17 protein-coding genes and 1 tRNA gene are annotated in these 16,735 nt (G+C 63.3%); 11 read left to right on the forward strand and 7 right to left on the reverse strand.

What is annotated here, in order from left to right; all coding sequences use genetic code 11:
• Positions 1 to 211: 211 nt before the first annotated feature.
• Both AC0L2H_RS05425 and AC0L2H_RS05430 read left to right on the forward strand, forming a co-directional pair.
• A complete protein-coding gene (locus tag AC0L2H_RS05425; RefSeq protein ID WP_473589237.1) occupies positions 212 to 577 on the forward strand; it encodes an ArsR/SmtB family transcription factor in 366 nt (121 codons plus the stop codon).
• Positions 552 to 1,052, forward strand: coding sequence for an SRPBCC family protein (locus AC0L2H_RS05430; RefSeq protein ID WP_473589238.1), 501 nt, complete (start codon positions 552 to 554; stop codon positions 1,050 to 1,052). The genes AC0L2H_RS05425 and AC0L2H_RS05430 overlap by 26 nt, the downstream gene beginning before the upstream one ends.
• A gap of 370 nt (positions 1,053 to 1,422) precedes the next feature.
• On the opposite strand, the gene AC0L2H_RS05435 is transcribed toward AC0L2H_RS05430, so the two are convergent.
• Both AC0L2H_RS05435 and AC0L2H_RS05440 read right to left on the reverse strand, forming a co-directional pair.
• Positions 1,423 to 1,499 (reverse strand) — tRNA-Arg (locus AC0L2H_RS05435).
• 217 nt (positions 1,500 to 1,716) lie between these two features.
• Positions 1,717 to 3,231, reverse strand: coding sequence for an ATP-binding protein (locus AC0L2H_RS05440; RefSeq protein WP_473589239.1), 1,515 nt, complete (start codon positions 3,229 to 3,231; stop codon positions 1,717 to 1,719).
• Positions 3,232 to 3,510: 279 nt separating this feature from the next.
• Between AC0L2H_RS05440 and rpmH the strand changes: the two genes are divergently transcribed.
• The 5 genes from rpmH to yihA all read left to right on the forward strand — a co-directional run bounded on the left by rpmH (position 3,511) and on the right by yihA (position 7,448).
• On the forward strand, positions 3,511 to 3,645 hold the full coding sequence (rpmH, locus tag AC0L2H_RS05445; RefSeq protein ID WP_008833937.1) for a 50S ribosomal protein L34: 135 nt from the start codon (positions 3,511 to 3,513) through the stop codon (positions 3,643 to 3,645).
• A gap of 16 nt (positions 3,646 to 3,661) precedes the next feature.
• Positions 3,662 to 4,015 (forward strand): ribonuclease P protein component, encoded by a 354-nt coding sequence (rnpA, locus tag AC0L2H_RS05450; RefSeq protein ID WP_473589240.1) that lies wholly within the window; start codon positions 3,662 to 3,664, stop codon positions 4,013 to 4,015.
• Positions 4,016 to 4,029: 14 nt separating this feature from the next.
• Positions 4,030 to 5,844, forward strand: a complete 1,815-nt coding sequence (gene yidC / locus AC0L2H_RS05455; RefSeq protein ID WP_473589241.1) for a membrane protein insertase YidC — start codon at positions 4,030 to 4,032, stop codon at positions 5,842 to 5,844.
• Between the two features lie 294 nt (positions 5,845 to 6,138).
• On the forward strand, positions 6,139 to 6,777 hold the full coding sequence (locus AC0L2H_RS05460; RefSeq protein ID WP_473589242.1) for a CatB-related O-acetyltransferase: 639 nt from the start codon (positions 6,139 to 6,141) through the stop codon (positions 6,775 to 6,777).
• A complete protein-coding gene (gene yihA, locus AC0L2H_RS05465) occupies positions 6,774 to 7,448 on the forward strand; it encodes a ribosome biogenesis GTP-binding protein YihA/YsxC (protein WP_473589243.1) in 675 nt (224 codons plus the stop codon). The genes AC0L2H_RS05460 and yihA overlap by 4 nt, the downstream gene beginning before the upstream one ends.
• Positions 7,449 to 7,460: 12 nt before the next feature.
• On the opposite strand, the gene AC0L2H_RS05470 is transcribed toward yihA, so the two are convergent.
• A complete protein-coding gene (locus tag AC0L2H_RS05470) occupies positions 7,461 to 8,192 on the reverse strand; it encodes a TetR/AcrR family transcriptional regulator (RefSeq protein WP_473589244.1) in 732 nt (243 codons plus the stop codon).
• Positions 8,193 to 8,340: 148 nt separating this feature from the next.
• Between AC0L2H_RS05470 and AC0L2H_RS05475 the strand changes: the two genes are divergently transcribed.
• Together AC0L2H_RS05475 and AC0L2H_RS05480 are read left to right on the forward strand one after the other, a co-directional pair.
• The gene (locus AC0L2H_RS05475; protein WP_473589245.1) at positions 8,341 to 9,525 is read left to right on the forward strand and encodes an HlyD family secretion protein; all 1,185 of its coding nucleotides are present in this window, start codon (positions 8,341 to 8,343) and stop codon (positions 9,523 to 9,525) included.
• A gap of 190 nt (positions 9,526 to 9,715) precedes the next feature.
• A complete protein-coding gene (locus AC0L2H_RS05480) occupies positions 9,716 to 11,251 on the forward strand; it encodes a DHA2 family efflux MFS transporter permease subunit (RefSeq protein ID WP_473589471.1) in 1,536 nt (511 codons plus the stop codon).
• 124 nt (positions 11,252 to 11,375) lie between these two features.
• On the opposite strand, the gene msrB is transcribed toward AC0L2H_RS05480, so the two are convergent.
• From msrB to AC0L2H_RS05500, 4 genes are all read right to left on the reverse strand, one after another.
• A complete protein-coding gene (gene msrB, locus AC0L2H_RS05485; protein ID WP_473589246.1) occupies positions 11,376 to 11,879 on the reverse strand; it encodes a peptide-methionine (R)-S-oxide reductase MsrB in 504 nt (167 codons plus the stop codon).
• Between the two features lie 211 nt (positions 11,880 to 12,090).
• Complete coding sequence (locus tag AC0L2H_RS05490; protein WP_473589247.1) at positions 12,091 to 12,648, reverse strand: fasciclin domain-containing protein; 558 nt, start codon at positions 12,646 to 12,648, stop codon at positions 12,091 to 12,093.
• 210 nt (positions 12,649 to 12,858) lie between these two features.
• A complete protein-coding gene (locus tag AC0L2H_RS05495) occupies positions 12,859 to 13,563 on the reverse strand; it encodes an anti-sigma factor (protein WP_473589472.1) in 705 nt (234 codons plus the stop codon).
• The gene (locus AC0L2H_RS05500) at positions 13,560 to 14,099 is read right to left on the reverse strand and encodes a sigma-70 family RNA polymerase sigma factor (RefSeq protein ID WP_473589248.1); all 540 of its coding nucleotides are present in this window, start codon (positions 14,097 to 14,099) and stop codon (positions 13,560 to 13,562) included. The genes AC0L2H_RS05495 and AC0L2H_RS05500 overlap by 4 nt, the downstream gene beginning before the upstream one ends.
• A gap of 127 nt (positions 14,100 to 14,226) precedes the next feature.
• On the opposite strand from AC0L2H_RS05500, the gene AC0L2H_RS05505 reads away from it, so the two are divergent.
• Together AC0L2H_RS05505 and argB are read left to right on the forward strand one after the other, a co-directional pair.
• Complete coding sequence (locus AC0L2H_RS05505) at positions 14,227 to 15,723, forward strand: amidase (protein WP_473589249.1); 1,497 nt, start codon at positions 14,227 to 14,229, stop codon at positions 15,721 to 15,723.
• Between the two features lie 106 nt (positions 15,724 to 15,829).
• Positions 15,830 to 16,723 carry an acetylglutamate kinase gene (gene argB, locus AC0L2H_RS05510; RefSeq protein ID WP_008872872.1) on the forward strand — a complete coding sequence of 298 codons (894 nt, stop codon included), beginning with the start codon at positions 15,830 to 15,832 and terminating at the stop codon, positions 16,721 to 16,723.
• Positions 16,724 to 16,735 lie beyond the last annotated feature (12 nt).

Raw genomic sequence — 16,735 nt, forward strand, 5'->3', positions numbered from 1 at the left:
CAGCGTAGACGAAACCGATAACCACGTCTCCGCTGGAACACCCTGATATTCGAGCCGCCGCCCGCGAATGCCGCCGCGAGCACCGGGGGCTGCCAAAGGCACTGCGATTGTTTGCACGCCAATGGGGCGGCCGGCCCGGCAGGTTGGCTGGTGTCCGGCACAATACTAAAGGAATTGCTTGACTTTTCGCACGCCTGCGATACTAAAGCATATGCTTGACCAATCGCCGCAGCTCGACCGCGTCTTCCACGCGCTTTCCGACCCTACGCGGCGGGCTGTTCTTGATCGGCTCACGCAAGGTCCCGCGTCAGTGAGCGAATTGGCCGCGCCTTTCGAGACGACGCTGGCGGCGATCGTCCAGCACGTGCAGGTCCTTGAGGCCAGCGGCCTCATCTCTACCGAGAAGATTGGCCGAACGCGGACGTGCTGCGTCTCCGCCGAAGCGATCGGACGCGCCGAGCAGTGGCTCAGCGCGCGCCGGGAGATCTGGGAAGCACGGCTCGATCGGATGGAGGACTATGTCCTCGGGTTGCAAACAACGGAGAAAAAGCGTGGCAAGCGAGCGCATCGGAAGTAATTCGCCCCTCGATTCGTGGGAACTCGATCGCGAGATCGTTCTCTCACGCGTCATCGCCGCACCGCGCGAACTGGTGTTCAAGGTATGGACCGATCCGCAGCACTTGCCGATATGGTTCGGGCCGGAAGGCTTCAAGGTCGAAACTCACGAGATCGATGTTCGCGTCGGCGGCCAGTGGAGATTCGTCTTCGTCGGTCCCGACGGCACGCGCTATGACAACCGCATGGTGTTCCTGAAGATCGAACCGCCACACCTGCTCGAAATGAACCACGGCGCCGATAAGGATGACGATCCAAACCAATTCAGAACTATCGTTACCTTCGACGAGCAGAGCAACGGGAAGACTGTCGTCACATTGCGTCAGCTGCATCCGACCAAGGCGCATCGCGATCGCGGGATCGGATTTGGGGCCGTCGAGTTCGGCTATCAGACCCTCGACAAGCTCGCCAGACATGTCGAGGGTCTGAAGGGCTGAACTGGGCCATCTACCGTGGACCGACCACGCGCTCCGCTCCGATCTTCTGCTCGCCCGCTCCTTTTCGCCGGGCTCGTCGACGAATACTGGGGCAATACCCTCTTCAAGCCGCAGGACCAGCAGGTCAAGATGCGCCTCGAAAGCGCGCGCCCGCCCAAGATCGGCGGGGTGATCCTGACTTATGCAGCGGGCGGATAGCGAACGGGCCACGGCAGGTCGCGCGCCATTGACGCCGCCGATCCGGGGTTCCATCGCCGGACCGGCGACGTCATCGCACGAACGCCGCCAAGCGCCGAGAGCCGACTTGTCTCCGACGGGCTTGAATCATCGTCGCCTCAGGGCGGAGAAGACGGCGGCATTCGATGGAAAATGGCGCGCCCGAAGAGATTCGAACTCCTGACCCCCAGATTCGTAGTCTGGTGCTCTATCCAGCTGAGCTACGGGCGCGCAACAGGCCATGCTTTGCATGGCCCGCGATCCGATCCTTAACGACCGGCCGCGAATGTGGAGTGTTCCCTAGCGACTGAATTTCCGAAAAGCAAGCCGATCCGGCAAAAGTTTTGCCGTTCGCGCAATGGGCCTGTTCTTTGTCCGGCGCAATTCCCGACGGAAAACCGTTTATGCATCTTTCCCGAAATTGGTCCGGATCAGGGAGCGCTAGGGATCAAGCGGGGCGGCGCAGGCCGCTGCGGGCCTGGTCGAGCCGGACCGGCTGGTCGGGAATGGTGACCGCAAAGGTGGTGCGGCCGCCGACGCTTTCGACAAGCTCCACCGTGCCGCCATGGGCGCGGATCAATTCATGGGCGATGGCCAGGCCAAGACCGGTGCCGCCGCTGCGGGCCGAGCCGCGGAATGCGGCGAACAGGTTTTCGCGCGCCTTCGGCGGCAGTCCGGGGCCGGTGTCGGTGACGATGATGCGGCTGACGCTGCCCAGGCGCTCGGCCGACACCGCCAGCCGGCGCACCAGGGCGCTCTCCTGGTCCGCCGCCATCGCCTGCACGGCGTTGCGGCACAGATTGGTGAGCACGCGAAAAAGCTGGTCGGAATCGGCGTCGACCTCGAAGGCGAGCTCGACGGCGTTGACGAATTCGATGCCCTCTTCGATGTCAAGCAGGCCCTGCACGTCCTCGACCAGCTGGCGCAGCCTGACGCGGCGGCGCGAAGGCGGCGGCTCCTGCGTGCGGCCATAGGCGAGCACGCCTTCCGAATAGGACACGGCGCGATCGAGCGCGCGCAGCAGTTTCGGCGCGAAGGCCTGCACCGTCGGGTCCCTGACCTGGCGCAGCCGGTCGGATATCAGTTGCGCCGAGGCCAGGATGTTGCGCATGTCGTGGTTGATCTTCGACACGGCGAGGCCAAGGTCGGCGAGATGCTTCTGCTCGGAGAGCATCTTTTGCAGCCGCTCCTGCATCTGCGAAAGCTCGCGCTCGGCGACACCGATCTCGTCGGAGCGCTCGGCGGGGCGAATGATCCGGCCGGGATCGTCCGGCGCCTCGGAGAAGGACAGCATCGAGCGCGTCATCGTGCGGATCGGGCCGATCATGATCAGGTCGATGGCGGCATAGACCAGCATGGCGGTGAACAGCGAGATCAGCAGGGAGACGAAGGCGACGTTGCGCGAATAGATCAGCATGGCCTTGCGCAGGCTGTGATCGGGCATGATCAGCTCGAACTCCTTGTCGCTCTCGCCCACCGGCCCGAATACGCGCAGCATGCGGTCGCCGCCGAAAAACAGCGTGTCGAGGGCGCCGGTCATGCCGCTGAGCATGCCGACATTGGCGATATCGATATGCTCGTCGACATGCGGCGGCATCTCGGCAACGACCAGAAGCCGCGAGACGCCGCCGTCGCGCACGGCGATCGCCTTGGCGCCGATCGCCATCAGCACATCGTTCTGGGCGGCGCGCGACAGCGAGGCGGGGTCGCCCTGCACCAGCACGATCGACACGGCGGCGGCGGTGCCCAGCCTCTCCTTCAGCCAGCTCACCCGGTAGCTGGCGATCCAGGGCAGAAAAATGAGCACTTCGGCCAGCAGCACGAAGACGATGGTGAGCAGCAGCAGCTTTGTCGACAGGCCACGCGACAAGGGCACCGTGCGGGGAGGCACGGCACGCGCCGCCGTTCCGGCGGCGGTCTTCGCCGGATCGACCCTTTCATCCGTGGCGGGAACTTCACTCATGCTGGTCTTGTCTTCACGATCGCTTGATCCGTCGAGATTAGGCGATTGCGGCTTTTTTGCCAAATTCATCCTTCGTCGAAACATCGCGCCGGACGTCAAGACTTCGACCGTCGGCCTGACGGCACCGGATTGACTTCCAAAATCCTTCTTTCTATAAGCCCGCTCACGCTCGGGCCATTCGTCCCGGCGCGGTTTCGATCGCGCCAAAACCGGCCCGGCAGAGCTCCTGTTACAGAGTGACAGAATCAAGAAGGGCCGCACCCCGCGGTATTAAAACAAATGAAGCGTACCTACCAACCGTCCAAACTCGTCCGCAAGCGCCGGCACGGTTTCCGTGCCCGCATGGCCACCAAGGGTGGTCGCGGCGTCGTCGCAGCCCGCCGCAACCGCGGCCGCAAGCGGCTCAGCGCCTGAACGGAAGACGAGATCGTTGCCCGCCACCGGCAAGCCAGTGGGACCAAATCCCAAGCGGCTTCTGAAGCGCGCGGAATTCCTGGCCGTCCGGCGTGGTGAAAAGCGCCGCGGGCGGCTTTTTCTCGTCGAGGTTCTCGACCGCGGCGACGAACTGTCGCCGCGCGTCGGCTATACCGTCACCAAGAAGGTCGGCAACGCCGTGGTGCGCAACCGCATAAGGCGGCGGCTCAGGGAAGCCGTGCGCATGCATGCGGCCGATGACATGGCGCCTGGCAATGACTATGTCATCGTCGGGCGCGAAGACGTGCTTGCCATTCCGTTCGGCCAGTTGAAGGCCGAACTCTCCCGCCGATTGCGCGGAACACGATAGGCCAAGGGCTTTCGATGGAAAACAACCGGAACTTCTTCATCACCATCGCGCTGTCGGTGCTGATCCTGACGCTGTGGCAAGTGTTCTACATGAACCCGCGCGTCGAAGCCCAGCGCGAGGCGGCCCGCATCGAGGAGCAGCGGGTGGCGGAGCAGAAGAAGGCGGCCGAAGGCGCCAATCCCGGCGGTGCGGGAACGCCGGCGCCGCCGCAAGGCGCCATTCCCAACGCGCCCGGCGGCGACGTGGCGACGGCGGCCGGCCGCGACCAGGCGCTGGCGGCGACCAGCCGCGTCAAGATCGACACGCCAAGCCTGGAAGGCTCGATCAACCTTACCGGCGCGCGTCTCGACGATATAAAGCTCAAGCACTACACGGAGACGGTCGACAAGAATTCGCCCGAGATCGAACTGCTCAATCCGTCGGCGCTGCCCAATGGCTATTTTGCCGAGATCGGCTTTGTCGGCAATGATAAGACCGGAGCGGTGCCAGGTTCGGACACGGTGTGGACCGTCGACGGCAACGCGACACTGACGCCGTCCAGCCCGGTGACGCTTACCTATTCGAACGACAAGGGCCTGACCTTCAAGCGCACCTTCTCGGTCGACAACGACTATATGTTCACGGTTTCCGATACGGTGCAGAATTCAGGCGCCACCGCTGTCTCATTGTTCAACTATGGACGCGTCACCCGTTTCGACAAGCCGGCCGTTGCCAGCATTTATGTGCTGTTTGAAGGCCTGATCGGCTTCACCGGCGAGGAAGGCCTGCAGGAACACAAATACGCGGCCATCGAAGAGGACAGGGAATTCAAGCCGGGCAAGTCGACCGACGGCTGGCTTGGCATCACCGACAAGTACTGGGCGGTGACGCTGGTGCCGAGCGAGAAGCAGCCGTTCCAGCCGCGCTATGCCTATTTCGAGGATGGCCGGCACCGCTATCAGTCCGACTTCCTGACCGACCCGATCAATATCGACGCCGGCCAGTCGGCGACCGTCGAGACCGAGGTCTTCGCCGGCGCCAAGGAAGTCGGCAAGATCAATGCCTATGCCGAGGACCGCCACATCAAGCGGTTTGACCTGTTGATCGACTGGGGCTGGTTCCACTTCATCACCAAGCCGATGTTCTGGCTGATCGACACGCTGTACAAATTCTTCGGCAATTTCGGCCTGGCGATCCTCGCCACCACCGTCATCGTCAAGGCCATCTTCTTCCCGCTCGCCAACAAGTCCTACGCGTCGATGGCGAATATGAAGAAGGTGCAGCCCAAGATGCTCGAAATCCGCGAGAAATACGCGGACGACAAGATGAAGCAGCAGCAGGCGATGATGGAGCTCTACAAGACCGAGAAGATCAACCCGATCGCCGGCTGCTGGCCGGTGGCGCTGCAGATCCCGGTCTTCTTCGCGCTCTACAAGGTGCTCTACATCACCATCGAGATGCGGCACGCACCGTTCTTCGGCTGGATCCAGGATCTGGCCGCACCCGATCCGACCTCGATCTTCAACCTGTTCGGCCTCATTCCAATCACCTTGCCGCACATGCTGATGATCGGCGTCTGGCCGCTGGTCATGGGCGTGACGATGTTCCTGCAGATGCGCATGAACCCGACGCCGCCGGACCCGACGCAAGCCGCGATCTTCACCTGGATGCCGGTCATCTTCACCTTCATGATGGCGGGCTTTCCCGCCGGCCTGGTCATCTACTGGGCCTGGAACAATCTGCTGTCGATCATCCAGCAGGGCGTGATCATGAAGCGTCAGGGCGCCAAGATCGAGCTGTGGGACAATCTGGTGGCGATGTTCCGCAAGAAACCCTCGCCCGCGGAATAGCGGGCGCTCCGATCCCCTTATCGAATTTGCGAAGCCCCGGCTCGTCCGGGGTTTTTGCTGTCGGCCTTTATCCCAAAGCCGATGCGCACCTTTGGGCGACATGCATTAAGCCGGTGAAACTCCGGTGCCCAGTGCCTCGTAACTTTCTCGTCAAGGCCGTAACGGCTTCCGGCGCAACGACGCCGGTGTTTGGGAGGTCGTCCGGCGACCGGGGTCCTGTCGTCCTTCACGGGACCCCGGTTTATCTCGCTCCAAATCGCGCTATTTTGGCCCGAGAATCCACGGAGCCAGCCTATGGACGGACCCAACCCCAACATCAAGCACCCGATCCCGATGCACACGCGCGTCGGCTTCCTCAAGGGACTGGTCGACGCGCCGAACATCGAGATCGGCGACTACACCTATTACGACGACCCGGACGGGCCGGACAAATTCGTCGAGCGCTGCGTGCTGCATCATTATCCGTTCATCGGCGACAGGCTGATCATCGGCAAATTCTGCGCCATCGCCGAAGGCGCCCGCTTCATCATGAACGGCGCCAACCATGCCATGTCCGGCTTCTCGACCTACCCGTTCAACATCTTCGGCCATGGCTGGGAACAGGGTTTCGACCCGAAGACGTGGTCGAAGGAAATACGCGGCGACACGGTGCTCGGCAATGATGTATGGATCGGCATGGAGGCGGTGATCCTGCCCGGCGTCAAGATCGGCCATGGCGCCATCGTGGCGGCGAAATCGGTGGTCACGCACGACGTTCCGCCCTATGCGATCGTCGCCGGCAATGCGGCCAAGGTGGTGAAAATGCGCTTCGACGACAAGACGATCCGGCGGCTGTTGATGGCGGCCTGGTGGGACTGGCCGGTAGACAAGATCAGCCGCAACCTCAATGCCATCAGAGGCGCCGACATTGCTCGCCTGGAGGCCGCGGTTTGAGCGCGCCGGACAGAACGACAAGTGTCAGGACCGTGATCGCTCCCGAACTGTTCACGCAAGCGTGGATCTTCATCCGCGGTGTGCCGTCGATGAAGTTCCTGCCGCCGGAAGGGCCGCCGGAGATCGCCTTTGCAGGCCGTTCGAATGTCGGCAAATCGTCGCTGATCAACGCGCTGGTCAACCAGAAGGGGCTGGCGCGCACCTCCAACACGCCGGGGCGGACGCAGGAGCTCAATTATTTCGTGCCGGATGGATTTTCGGGCGAAGGCGCCGACCTGCCGCCGATGGCGCTGGTCGACATGCCGGGCTACGGCTATGCGAGCGCGCCCAAGGAAAAGGTCGACGACTGGACGAAGCTGGTCTTCGACTATCTCAAGGGCCGCGTGACGCTGAAGCGGGTCTACGTGCTGATCGACGCCCGCCACGGCATCAAGGCCAAGGACGACGAGGTGCTGTCGCTGCTCGACAAGGCGGCGGTGTCCTATCAGATCGTGCTGACCAAGACCGACAAGATCAAGGCCGCCGGCGTGCCGCGATTGATCGAGGAGACGTTGGCGAAAATCAAGAAGCGGCCGGCCGCGTTTCCGTTCGTTCTGGCGACCTCCTCGGAAAGAAACGAGGGCCTCGACGAGCTGCGCGCGGCGATCGTGCTTGCGGCCAATGGCGGGTAGAGCAAAAACTGGTTAGCGCTTGGCCTCCAGCGCAATCATTTGGTGGCTTTCTTCCTCGGCAAGCTTCTTGGTGCCGTAGGCTTTCAGGAACATGCCGACGCCCGACCTGACGATGTGGTCGATTTCATCCTGGCTCGGCGCCTTGGTGCGGTAGGCGAATATGCACTGGCGAAAAAGACCGGCAAGGCACAGTTCGGTGAACTGATAGGCGGCAAGATCGACATCGTCGATCTTGAGCATGCCACGCTCGATGGCGGCATTGAGAAAGGTCACCATCCTGTCGTGGCCGCGTTTGGGGCCACGCTCGTAAAAACGCGCGCCCATGTCGGGTATCCTGTCGGACGCGCCGATCACCGTGCGCTGCGCCTGAATGACCTTGGCCGAGGTGATCTTGAGCGACAGCACCTTGCCGAACTTCACCAGCGTCTCGCGAAGGTCGTCGGCGCGGTCGAGCATATCGTACATGTTCTTGAAGATCGTGCCGCGCTCTTCCTCGATCAGCGCCTCGAACAGCTCTTCCTTGTTGGCGAAGTAGACGTAGATCGTGCCCTTGGAGACGCCGGCCTCGCGCGTGATGTCGTTCATCGACGCCGCCTCAAAACCCTTGTCGATGAAGACGCGGCGGGCGCCGTCGATGATCTGGCTACGTTTGACCGGGTCCTGCCCGGCCGCCGGGCGGCCGCGACGCAGGCTGTCCAGCACGTCGCACTGGTCCTTGCCCGTGTCGGATGGTGTTTCGCCCATAAAAGTCACACCTCGCAAAAATAATTCGAACCAATCGGTTCGATTGCCCTTGATATGGGCCCGTTTTGACGCTAAGTCAACGTCCATATCGAACCGAACGGTTCAGTATAACAGATTTTCCCTGCATAGACTTGGATAGAGAGATATCATGTCCTCGAACGCGCCCGTCACCGCTGAAGTCCGCCCATTCCCCAATGCCAAGGTCGCTCCGGCGACCGAAGCGCCGGAAATACCTGTGCAGCCCGCAATCAGCCCCCCCGCCGAGGCGCCGGCCAAGAAGAAGCGCTCGGTACGCTCGCTTCTGCTGCCCATCATCGGGCTTGGGCTGCTCGGCGCCGGCGCCTGGTACGGCTACGATTACTGGACCGACGGCCGCTTCATGATCTCAACCGACGATGCCTATGTCCAGGCCGACATGGCGTTCATCTCGCCGAAAATTTCGGGCTATGTCGACCAGGTCGAGGTGAGCGAGAACCAGCGGGTGAAGGCCGGCGACCCACTGCTGACCGTCGATGACGGCGACTACAAGATCGCAGTCGCCCAGGCAGAGGCGCAGATCGCTACCCTGACCAAGACGCTCGACCGCATCGACGCGCAGACAGAGGCGGCGCGCGCGTCGCTGCGGCAGGCGCAGGCGCAAAAGACCGCCGACGAGGCTGCCGCGAACAATGCCGCGCGCGCCCAGCAGCGCGCCGCACAACTGCTCAAGACGCATGTCGGCACGCAGGCGCAGCTCGATGACGCCCAGACCGCCCTCGATCAGGCCAAGGCGGCGCTTGTCGGCGCGGACGCGCAGATCGCGGCGGCCGAGGCCAATATCGGCGTGCTGCAGGCGCAGCGCGCGGAATCGGCGAGCACGCTGGCCTCGCTGCAGCTCAGCCACGACAAGGCCGCGCGCGATCTGTCCTTCACCGTGCTGCGCGCGCCCTATGACGGTGTGGTCGGCAACCGCTCGGTCGAGCAAGGCGACCTTGTCAGCCCCGGACAGAAGCTGGCCGTCATCGTGCCGATGGACAAGCTTTATATCGTCGCCAATTTCAAGGAGACGCAGCTTGGCCGGCTGGTGCCCGGAGAGAAGGTCAGGATTTCGGTCGACGCGATCGACGGCCATGACTTCGAAGGCACGGTCTCTTCGCTGGCGCCGGCCTCGGGTGCGGTGTTTTCGCTGCTGCCGCCGGAAAACGCCACCGGCAATTTCACCAAGGTGGTGCAGCGCGTGCCGGTCCGTATCGACGTGCCGGCGGATGTGCTGAAGACCGGCAGGCTGCGCGCCGGCCTGAGTGTCGTCGTCGCCGTCGACAGCCGCACGGCGCCCATCGCGACGACCAACTGAGCACTTTGGGGGGCGGCTCAGTGGCCTGTTGAGCGCTGAGCCGCCCTGCCCGCCAAGGATTCGTTTGACGCAATTCCGGACGGAAAAGACCACCACGCACTTTTCCTGGAATGCTTAGGGAGGCCATGACATGGCAACCGCAACCATTACCGCCGGATCGGCGCCGGCCACTCCGGCCCAGACCGACCACATGCCGATCCGCCGCGTCATCGCCTTCCTGGCAATGGTGTTCGGCATGTTCATGGCGATCCTCGACATCCAGATCGTCTCGGCCTCGCTGGCCGAGATCCAGGCTGGCTTGAGCGCCAGCTCCGACGAGATCCCGTGGGTGCAGACCGCCTATCTGATCGCCGAAGTGGTCATGATCCCGCTGTCGGGTTTCCTCAGCCGGATGCTATCGACGCGGGTGCTGTTCACGATTTCGGCGGCGGGCTTCACGGCGGCCAGCGCTCTTGCGGCGACCGCCACCAATATCGACCAGATGATCGTCTACCGCGCCGTGCAGGGCTTCATCGGCGGCGGCATGATCCCGAGCGTATTCGCTGCTGCCTTCACCATCTTCCCGCCGTCGCGCCGCGCCATGGTGTCGCCGATGATCGGCCTGGTGGCGACGCTGGCGCCGACCATCGGCCCGACCGTCGGCGGCTATATAAGCCATGCCATGTCCTGGCACTGGCTGTTCCTGATCAATGTCGTGCCCGGCATCCTGGTCACCGCTGCGGCATGGTCGCTGATCGACTTCGACAAGCCCAATCTCAAGCTGTTCAGCAAGTTCGACTGGTGGGGCCTTGCCGGCATGGCGGCCTTCCTGGGCTGCATGGAATATGTGCTGGAGGAAGGTCCGAACAACGACTGGCTGCAGGATCAGGCGGTGTTCATCTGCGCCATCATCATGACCGTCGGCGCGGTGCTGTTCTTCTGGCGCGCTTTCACAGCCGAGGAGCCGATTGTCGACCTGAAGGCCTTCACCAACGTCAACTTCGCCTTCGGCTCGCTGTTCTCCTTCGTCGTCGGCATCGGCCTCTACGGCCTGACCTATCTCTACCCGGTGTTCCTCGGGCGCATCCGCGGCTACGATTCCCTGATGATCGGCGAGGCGCTGTTCGTCAGCGGCCTGGCTATGTTCCTCACCGCGCCGGTCTCCGGCATCCTGTCGAACAAGATGGACCCGCGCATCATGATGATGATCGGCTTTTTCGGCTTCGCCACGGGAACCTGGTGGATGACGCATCTCACCGCCGACTGGGATTTCCATGAGCTGCTGATCCCGCAGATCCTGCGCGGCTGTTCGATGATGCTGTGCATGGTGCCGATCAACAACATCGCGCTCGGCACCTTGCCACCCGAGCGGCTGAAGAATGCGTCCGGCCTGTTCAACCTGACGCGCAACCTCGGCGGCGCAGTTGGCTTGGCCGTTATCAACACGGTGCTGATCGACCGCAATGCCTTCCACTACGCGAGGCTCTCCGAGCATGTGCAATGGGGCAGTGCCGCCGCACAGGAAAAGCTGCAGAACATGACGCTCACCTTCGAGCAGACCGCAGGCCTCGACGCGTCCAAGGCGGCGATCTCCAAACTGTCGGGCATGGTCCAGCAGCAGGCATCGCTGCTGTCCTTCATGGACGTGTTCTTCATGCTGACGGTGTTGTTCGCCACGCTCGGGCTGTTCACCCTGTTCATCCGCAAACCGGCCGCGGCCGGTGGCGGCGGCGGTGGCGGGCACTGAGGAGCGCCGGAACCCCCCTGGCGCTCCTCAAGCATGACCCCGAAAAGCAATTTTCGGGGTCATGTGCAAAATCTACCGTCATGATGTTCTCGCGCGCTCCGACAAAGTCGGGTCGCGGTTGTCCTCAGGCCGTGGCCGGCTTGAAGGTCAGGGCGACACCGTTGATGCAATGGCGCAGGCCGGTCGGCGGCGGGCCGTCGTCGAAGACATGGCCGAGATGGCCGCCGCAGCGCCGGCAATGGACCTCGGTGCGGGTCATGCCGAGCGACCTGTCCTGCGTCGTGCCTACGGCGTTGGCAATTTCCTGCCAGAAGCTCGGCCAGCCGGTGCCGGAATCGAACTTGGTTTCCGAGGAATAGACCGGCAATTCGCAGCCGGCGCAGGCGAAGATGCCCTTGCGGTGTTCGTTGAGTAGCGGGCTGGTGCCGGGATATTCGGTGCCTTCCTTGCGCAGCACGTTGAACGCCGCGTCGGACAGGGTGGCGCGCCATTCGGCCTCGGTCTTGGTGACCTCAAACTTCTCTGCAGCCTGCGCGACCTGCGGATTGCCCATGCGCAGCACCATTGCCGCGGCCCCGACGACGCCGATGGCGGCCGCACCGCTCAAAAGAAAATCGCGACGGTTCATGACCAGATCCTTCTGTTGTCTCTATGCCAAACAATGCCGCCATGGGGAAATCAAAAGCCGGTGACGGTTGCCCTCAAACGAACACTCCGCGCCTTCCACACATCGACAGGTGGACGGCGCGGAGCGCGCGGGTCAATTGCCGGATCACGGGAGCGAGACACTGCAATCGACGGGAGCTCTTGCTGCAACTTCGCCGGCAGCGGGCCTTTCGTTACATCTTCGGCAGAAGAACCTTGTCGATGACATGGATGACGCCGTTCGACTGCTCGACATCGGCGATGGTGACGTTGGCGACATTGCCGTTCTCGTCGGTCACGGTGACCTTGCCGCCGTCGGTCTTGAGCGTCAACTCGCAACCGCCGGCCGTCTTGACCTTGTGCGCGCCGCCATCGTCCTTGACCATCTTGGTCACATCGGCGGCAAGCGCCTTGGCGCCGACGACGTGGCAGGTCAGGATATTGACCAGCTTGTCCTTGTTTTCGGGCTTGAGCAAAGTCTCGACGGTGCCTGCCGGAAATGCCGCAAAGGCCTCGTTGGTCGGCGCGAACACGGTGAAGGGACCGGCGCTCTGCAACGTCTCGACCAGGCCGCCAGCCGTGACGGCCGCGACCAGCGTCGTGTGATCCTTAGAATTGACGGCGTTCTCCACGATGTTCTTGGTGGCATACATGGCGGCGCCGCCGACCATCGGATTCTGGGCATAAGCGGCGCCTGCGAGGGCGGAGACGGCGACCGTGCCGGCAAGCAAAAGGGTGGCGAGTTTACGCATGAAATCAATCTCCTGGGGTTATCGTTCACCTCTTTCGGGAACGCAAGGAGATACGGGGGCAGAAATACGAGAGTTTCGCCCTCTGAGAAAAAAACTTGTCTTACTGAAAATTATTGGAGCCATCCGCTATCCGGACAACGAATTTGCAACCCTCTCCTTCGCGAGAGATAGATTTCAGCTCTTCTTCCTGGTGGATCCGGCGCTGGGCCGTCAGACGCCCTTGAGATCGCCCGCGGCGACAACCGGTCCGGTCGGCTGGCCGGTCGGCGAACCGCCCGTCGGCTCGAGGCTCACCGCGAGCACGGCGCCTTGCGCAAGCTTCTGCTGCACGGCCGGCGACACTGTGAGGTGCGTGGTGGCACCGGCCGGGATGATGCCCATCGAGACCGGCGCATTCTTGCCCTCGATCATCCACAGTTCGAAATCCTTGCCGGCGGCACGCTCGCCCGAAACGTGGGAGAGGCCGACATCGTGCGTGGCCGCATCATAGACGACGAGATATTTGACATCGCTACCGTCGGCGGCCAGCGAGGCGACAAGCCGCTCCTGCGGCTCGACGAGCGGCGGATTGACATAAGGCAGGGCAATATAGATTGCCAGCGCGGCAATGGCGGCGGCGGCAAGGCCGCGCCAGAAGACAAGGCTCGACCAAAGACCGCCGCGAGACTGTGGCGCGAACAGCCGGCGATCGATTGCCTCCTTGACCCTGATCGGAGGCTCTGCCTCCGGATAGGCGGCAGTCATCGGCGAAAGGTGCACCTCCCAGGCATCGACAAGGTGGGCGAAGGCGGCGTCGGCGTCGATGCGACGCGACGCGATCTGGCGCTCGTCCGCAGCCAGCACGCCAAGAACGTATTCGGCGGCGAACAAGTCGTCGCCCCCACGTTCCGGTCCGTTATCCTCTGCCAGCGTCATCTTTCCAGGCATTCTCTCAGTTTCAGCAGGCTGCGCCGCAGCCAGGTCCGCATCGTGTTCAGCGGCACGCCATGGCGTTCCGCCAGCTCGGCATAGCTTTCGCCGTTCAAATAGGCGCCCCTGACGGCCGCCGCCCGATCCTTCTCCAATTCATCGAGACAATGGTAGATGCGTTCGGTCTCACCGCCCGCCACGGCCATGGCCTCCGGTCCCGGCGCCGGATCGGCCACGTCCAGCGCGGCATCGATATAAGCGGCAGGCTCTCGCCGCGCCCTGATGCGGTCGATCGCATGGTTGCGCGCAATGGCCACCAGCCAGGAAATCGGGCTCAGATCCGAGACGGCGAAACGGTCCGCCTTCGTCCATATCTTGACGAAGACCTCTTGCAGCGCCTCTTCAGCCTCTCCCCGGTCATTCAATACACGAAGGCAGACGCCGAAAAGTTTCGCGCTGGTCTGCCGGTAGAGCAGATCGAACGCAGCCCGATCCTTCATCGAAGTCCGGACGATCAGGTCGCTGATGTCCCGCGGCGTCATCGGCCGCCAAATTAGAAGATTGCAATGTATTTGCAACGGCCGAACGCTTCCATACGCCGGCATTTGCACTTCAATTGCCAACGAGACTGCCGCAAGCTAGCTTTGCCAATAGCGGGGGGACGCAGGAATGTCGGTCGAACGAGCTCTGTGGGAGCATGATGCAACCGGCCTGGCCAGCCTGGTGCGCGAGGGAGAAATCTCGGCGCCGGAGCTTGTCGATGCAGCCATTGCCCGGGCCGAGGCCACGCGTCCCGATATCAACGCCATTGCCGAGCCGCTTTACGAGGCAGCGCGAACGCGGGCGAAAACCGTCGACCGCAATCTGCCGCTTGCCGGCGTGCCCTTTGCGGTCAAGGATCTCGGCATCGCCATGAAGGGCGTGCCGTCGCATTCGGGCAGCCGCATTCCCGCCTTCACCGCCGACTTCAACTCGGTGATGACCGAGCGTCATCTGGCCGCCGGCCTGATCCCTATCGCCACCAGCACCTCGCCCGAACATGGGCTGAGGCTGATGACCGAATCTGCCGCTTTCGGCGTTACCCGAAATCCGTGGAACACGGCGCACACCAGCGGCGGCTCGTCGGGAGGTGCGGCGGCGCTGGTCGCGGCCGGCGTCGTGCCGGTGGCGCATGCCTCGGACGGCGGCGGCTCGATCCGCGTTCCCGCCGCCTGCACTGGGCTGGTGGGCTTGAAAACCGCGCGCGGCCGCGTGCCGCTGACGCCGCTGGTCACCGAAAGCTGGTACGGCCTGGTCGTCGACCACGCGCTGACCCGCTCGGTCCGGGATTCGGCCTTGCTGCTTGACCTCACCCACGGACCCGACCCGATGTCGCCCTATGCGGCGCCACCGCCGAAAGGCGCCTTTGCCGCCGCGGCAGCGCGAGACGCCGGCAAGCTCAAACTCGCCGTATACCGGAAATCGCCGCTTGGCCTGCCCATATCGGCCGAGACACAGACGGCGCTGGACACGGCCGTGGCGCTGGCGCGCGAAGGCGGCCACACCGTCGAAGAGATCGACCTGCCCTATATTGATCGCGATTTCATGGCGGATTTCTGCAAGACCGTCGCGGCGGCAGTTGCCGGCATGATGCGTCTTGAGGGCGCGCGCTTAGGTCGCTCCGTTTCCGGTGACCTGGAGCGCGCCACGCGGGTCATCGGCCGCTTCGGCGAAATCGCCTCGGCCGGAGAGATCTATGCCGGCCTGCAGCGACTGCACGCCACATCGCGCCGGCTGATAGCCGAGACCGCGCAATATGACGCGGTGCTGATGCCCATCATCGCGCACCCGCCGCTGGCCTGCGGCGCCATGGACCCGAAGGGCGCCGATGAGTTCATCGAGAACATGCTGGACCGGCTGCATCTCACCCGCCTGCTGCGGTTCAAGCCACTGCTTGGCCAGTTGATGGACAAGAGCCTGTGGTTCACCCACTGGCCGGCGATCCAGAATGTCAGCGGCCAGCCGTCGATCGCGTTGCCTGTCCATGTCACCGAGGCCGGCCTGCCACTCGGCGTCCAGGCCGCCGGCCGGCCGGGCGATGAAGAGACGCTTTTGTCGCTTGCCGCGCAGATGGAGAAGATTTCCGGGTGGCTGACGCGGCGGGCGCCGCTCAAGGTGCCGGCGTAAGAACCCGCCGCCCGCGATTTCGAGATTGTGACAGCAAAGCCGTTTGCGGCCGGTCGCAATTCCCGCTAAGACGCCGCCGTCCTTTCCAGCTAGCCGGGAACATACGATGACGGACATTGCCGCCACCGCCGAAATGCAGGCCGCGCTGCTTTCGAGGGCGCTGCCTTATATGCAGCGTTACGAGAACAAGACGGTGGTGGTGAAATATGGCGGCCATGCCATGGGCGACATTGAACTCGGCAAGGCCTTTGCCCGCGACATCGCGCTGTTGAAGCAATCCGGTGTCAATCCGATCGTCGTGCATGGCGGCGGCCCGCAGATCGGCGCGATGCTGACCAAGATGGGCATCGAATCGAAATTCGAGGGCGGCCTGCGCGTCACCGACCAAAAGACGGTCGAGATCGTCGAGATGGTGCTGGCGGGCTCGATCAACAAGGAGATCGTGGCGCTGATCAACGCCGAGGGCGAATGGGCGATCGGCCTGTGCGGCAAGGACGGCAACATGGTTTTCGCCGAGAAGGCACGCAAGACCATGATCGACCCGGACTCCAACATCGAGCGCGTGCTCGATCTCGGCTTCGTCGGCGAGCCGGTCGAGGTCGACCGCACGCTGCTCGACCTTTTGGCGCGTTCCGAAATGATCCCGGTGCTGGCGCCGGTGGCGCCCGGCCGCGACGGCCACACCTATAACATCAACGCCGACACCTTTGCCGGCGCCATCGCCGGCGCCTGTCAGGCGACACGCCTGTTGTTCCTGACCGACGTGCCCGGCGTGCTCGACAAGAACAAGAAGCTGATCGACGAATTGACGGTGGCCGAGGCGAAAGCGCTGATCAAGGACGGCACGGTGTCCGGCGGCATGATCCCCAAGGTCGAGACCTGCATCGAGGCGATCGAGCGTGGCGTCGAAGGCGTCGTCATCCTGAACGGCAAGACGCCGCATTCGGTGCTGCTCGAACTGTTCACCGAACACGGCGCCGGCACGCTGATCGTGCCATAAGCGGCGCAGGCC

Source organism: Mesorhizobium sp. WSM4871, assembly GCF_055811295.1.

What these genes read in the sequence shown, in the direction of transcription:
- msrB (WP_473589246.1), bottom strand. Translation starts at nt 11,879, where the DNA reads ATGAACCGTCGCGATTTTCTTTTGAGCGGTGCGGCCGCCATCGGCGTC.
- AC0L2H_RS05495 (WP_473589472.1), bottom strand. Translation starts at nt 13,563, where the DNA reads ATGACGCTGGCAGAGGATAACGGACCGGAACGTGGGGGCGACGACTTG.
- AC0L2H_RS05505 (WP_473589249.1), top strand. Translation starts at nt 14,227, where the DNA reads ATGTCGGTCGAACGAGCTCTGTGGGAGCATGATGCAACCGGCCTGGCC.
- AC0L2H_RS05500 (WP_473589248.1), bottom strand. Translation starts at nt 14,099, where the DNA reads ATGACGCCGCGGGACATCAGCGACCTGATCGTCCGGACTTCGATGAAG.
- yidC (WP_473589241.1), top strand. Translation starts at nt 4,030, where the DNA reads ATGGAAAACAACCGGAACTTCTTCATCACCATCGCGCTGTCGGTGCTG.
- AC0L2H_RS05460 (WP_473589242.1), top strand. Translation starts at nt 6,139, where the DNA reads ATGGACGGACCCAACCCCAACATCAAGCACCCGATCCCGATGCACACG.
- AC0L2H_RS05490 (WP_473589247.1), bottom strand. Translation starts at nt 12,648, where the DNA reads ATGCGTAAACTCGCCACCCTTTTGCTTGCCGGCACGGTCGCCGTCTCC.
- rpmH (WP_008833937.1), top strand. Translation starts at nt 3,511, where the DNA reads ATGAAGCGTACCTACCAACCGTCCAAACTCGTCCGCAAGCGCCGGCAC.
- AC0L2H_RS05470 (WP_473589244.1), bottom strand. Translation starts at nt 8,192, where the DNA reads ATGGGCGAAACACCATCCGACACGGGCAAGGACCAGTGCGACGTGCTG.
- AC0L2H_RS05425 (WP_473589237.1), top strand. Translation starts at nt 212, where the DNA reads ATGCTTGACCAATCGCCGCAGCTCGACCGCGTCTTCCACGCGCTTTCC.
- AC0L2H_RS05475 (WP_473589245.1), top strand. Translation starts at nt 8,341, where the DNA reads ATGTCCTCGAACGCGCCCGTCACCGCTGAAGTCCGCCCATTCCCCAAT.
- AC0L2H_RS05440 (WP_473589239.1), bottom strand. Translation starts at nt 3,231, where the DNA reads ATGAGTGAAGTTCCCGCCACGGATGAAAGGGTCGATCCGGCGAAGACC.
- argB (WP_008872872.1), top strand. Translation starts at nt 15,830, where the DNA reads ATGACGGACATTGCCGCCACCGCCGAAATGCAGGCCGCGCTGCTTTCG.
- AC0L2H_RS05480 (WP_473589471.1), top strand. Translation starts at nt 9,716, where the DNA reads ATGCCGATCCGCCGCGTCATCGCCTTCCTGGCAATGGTGTTCGGCATG.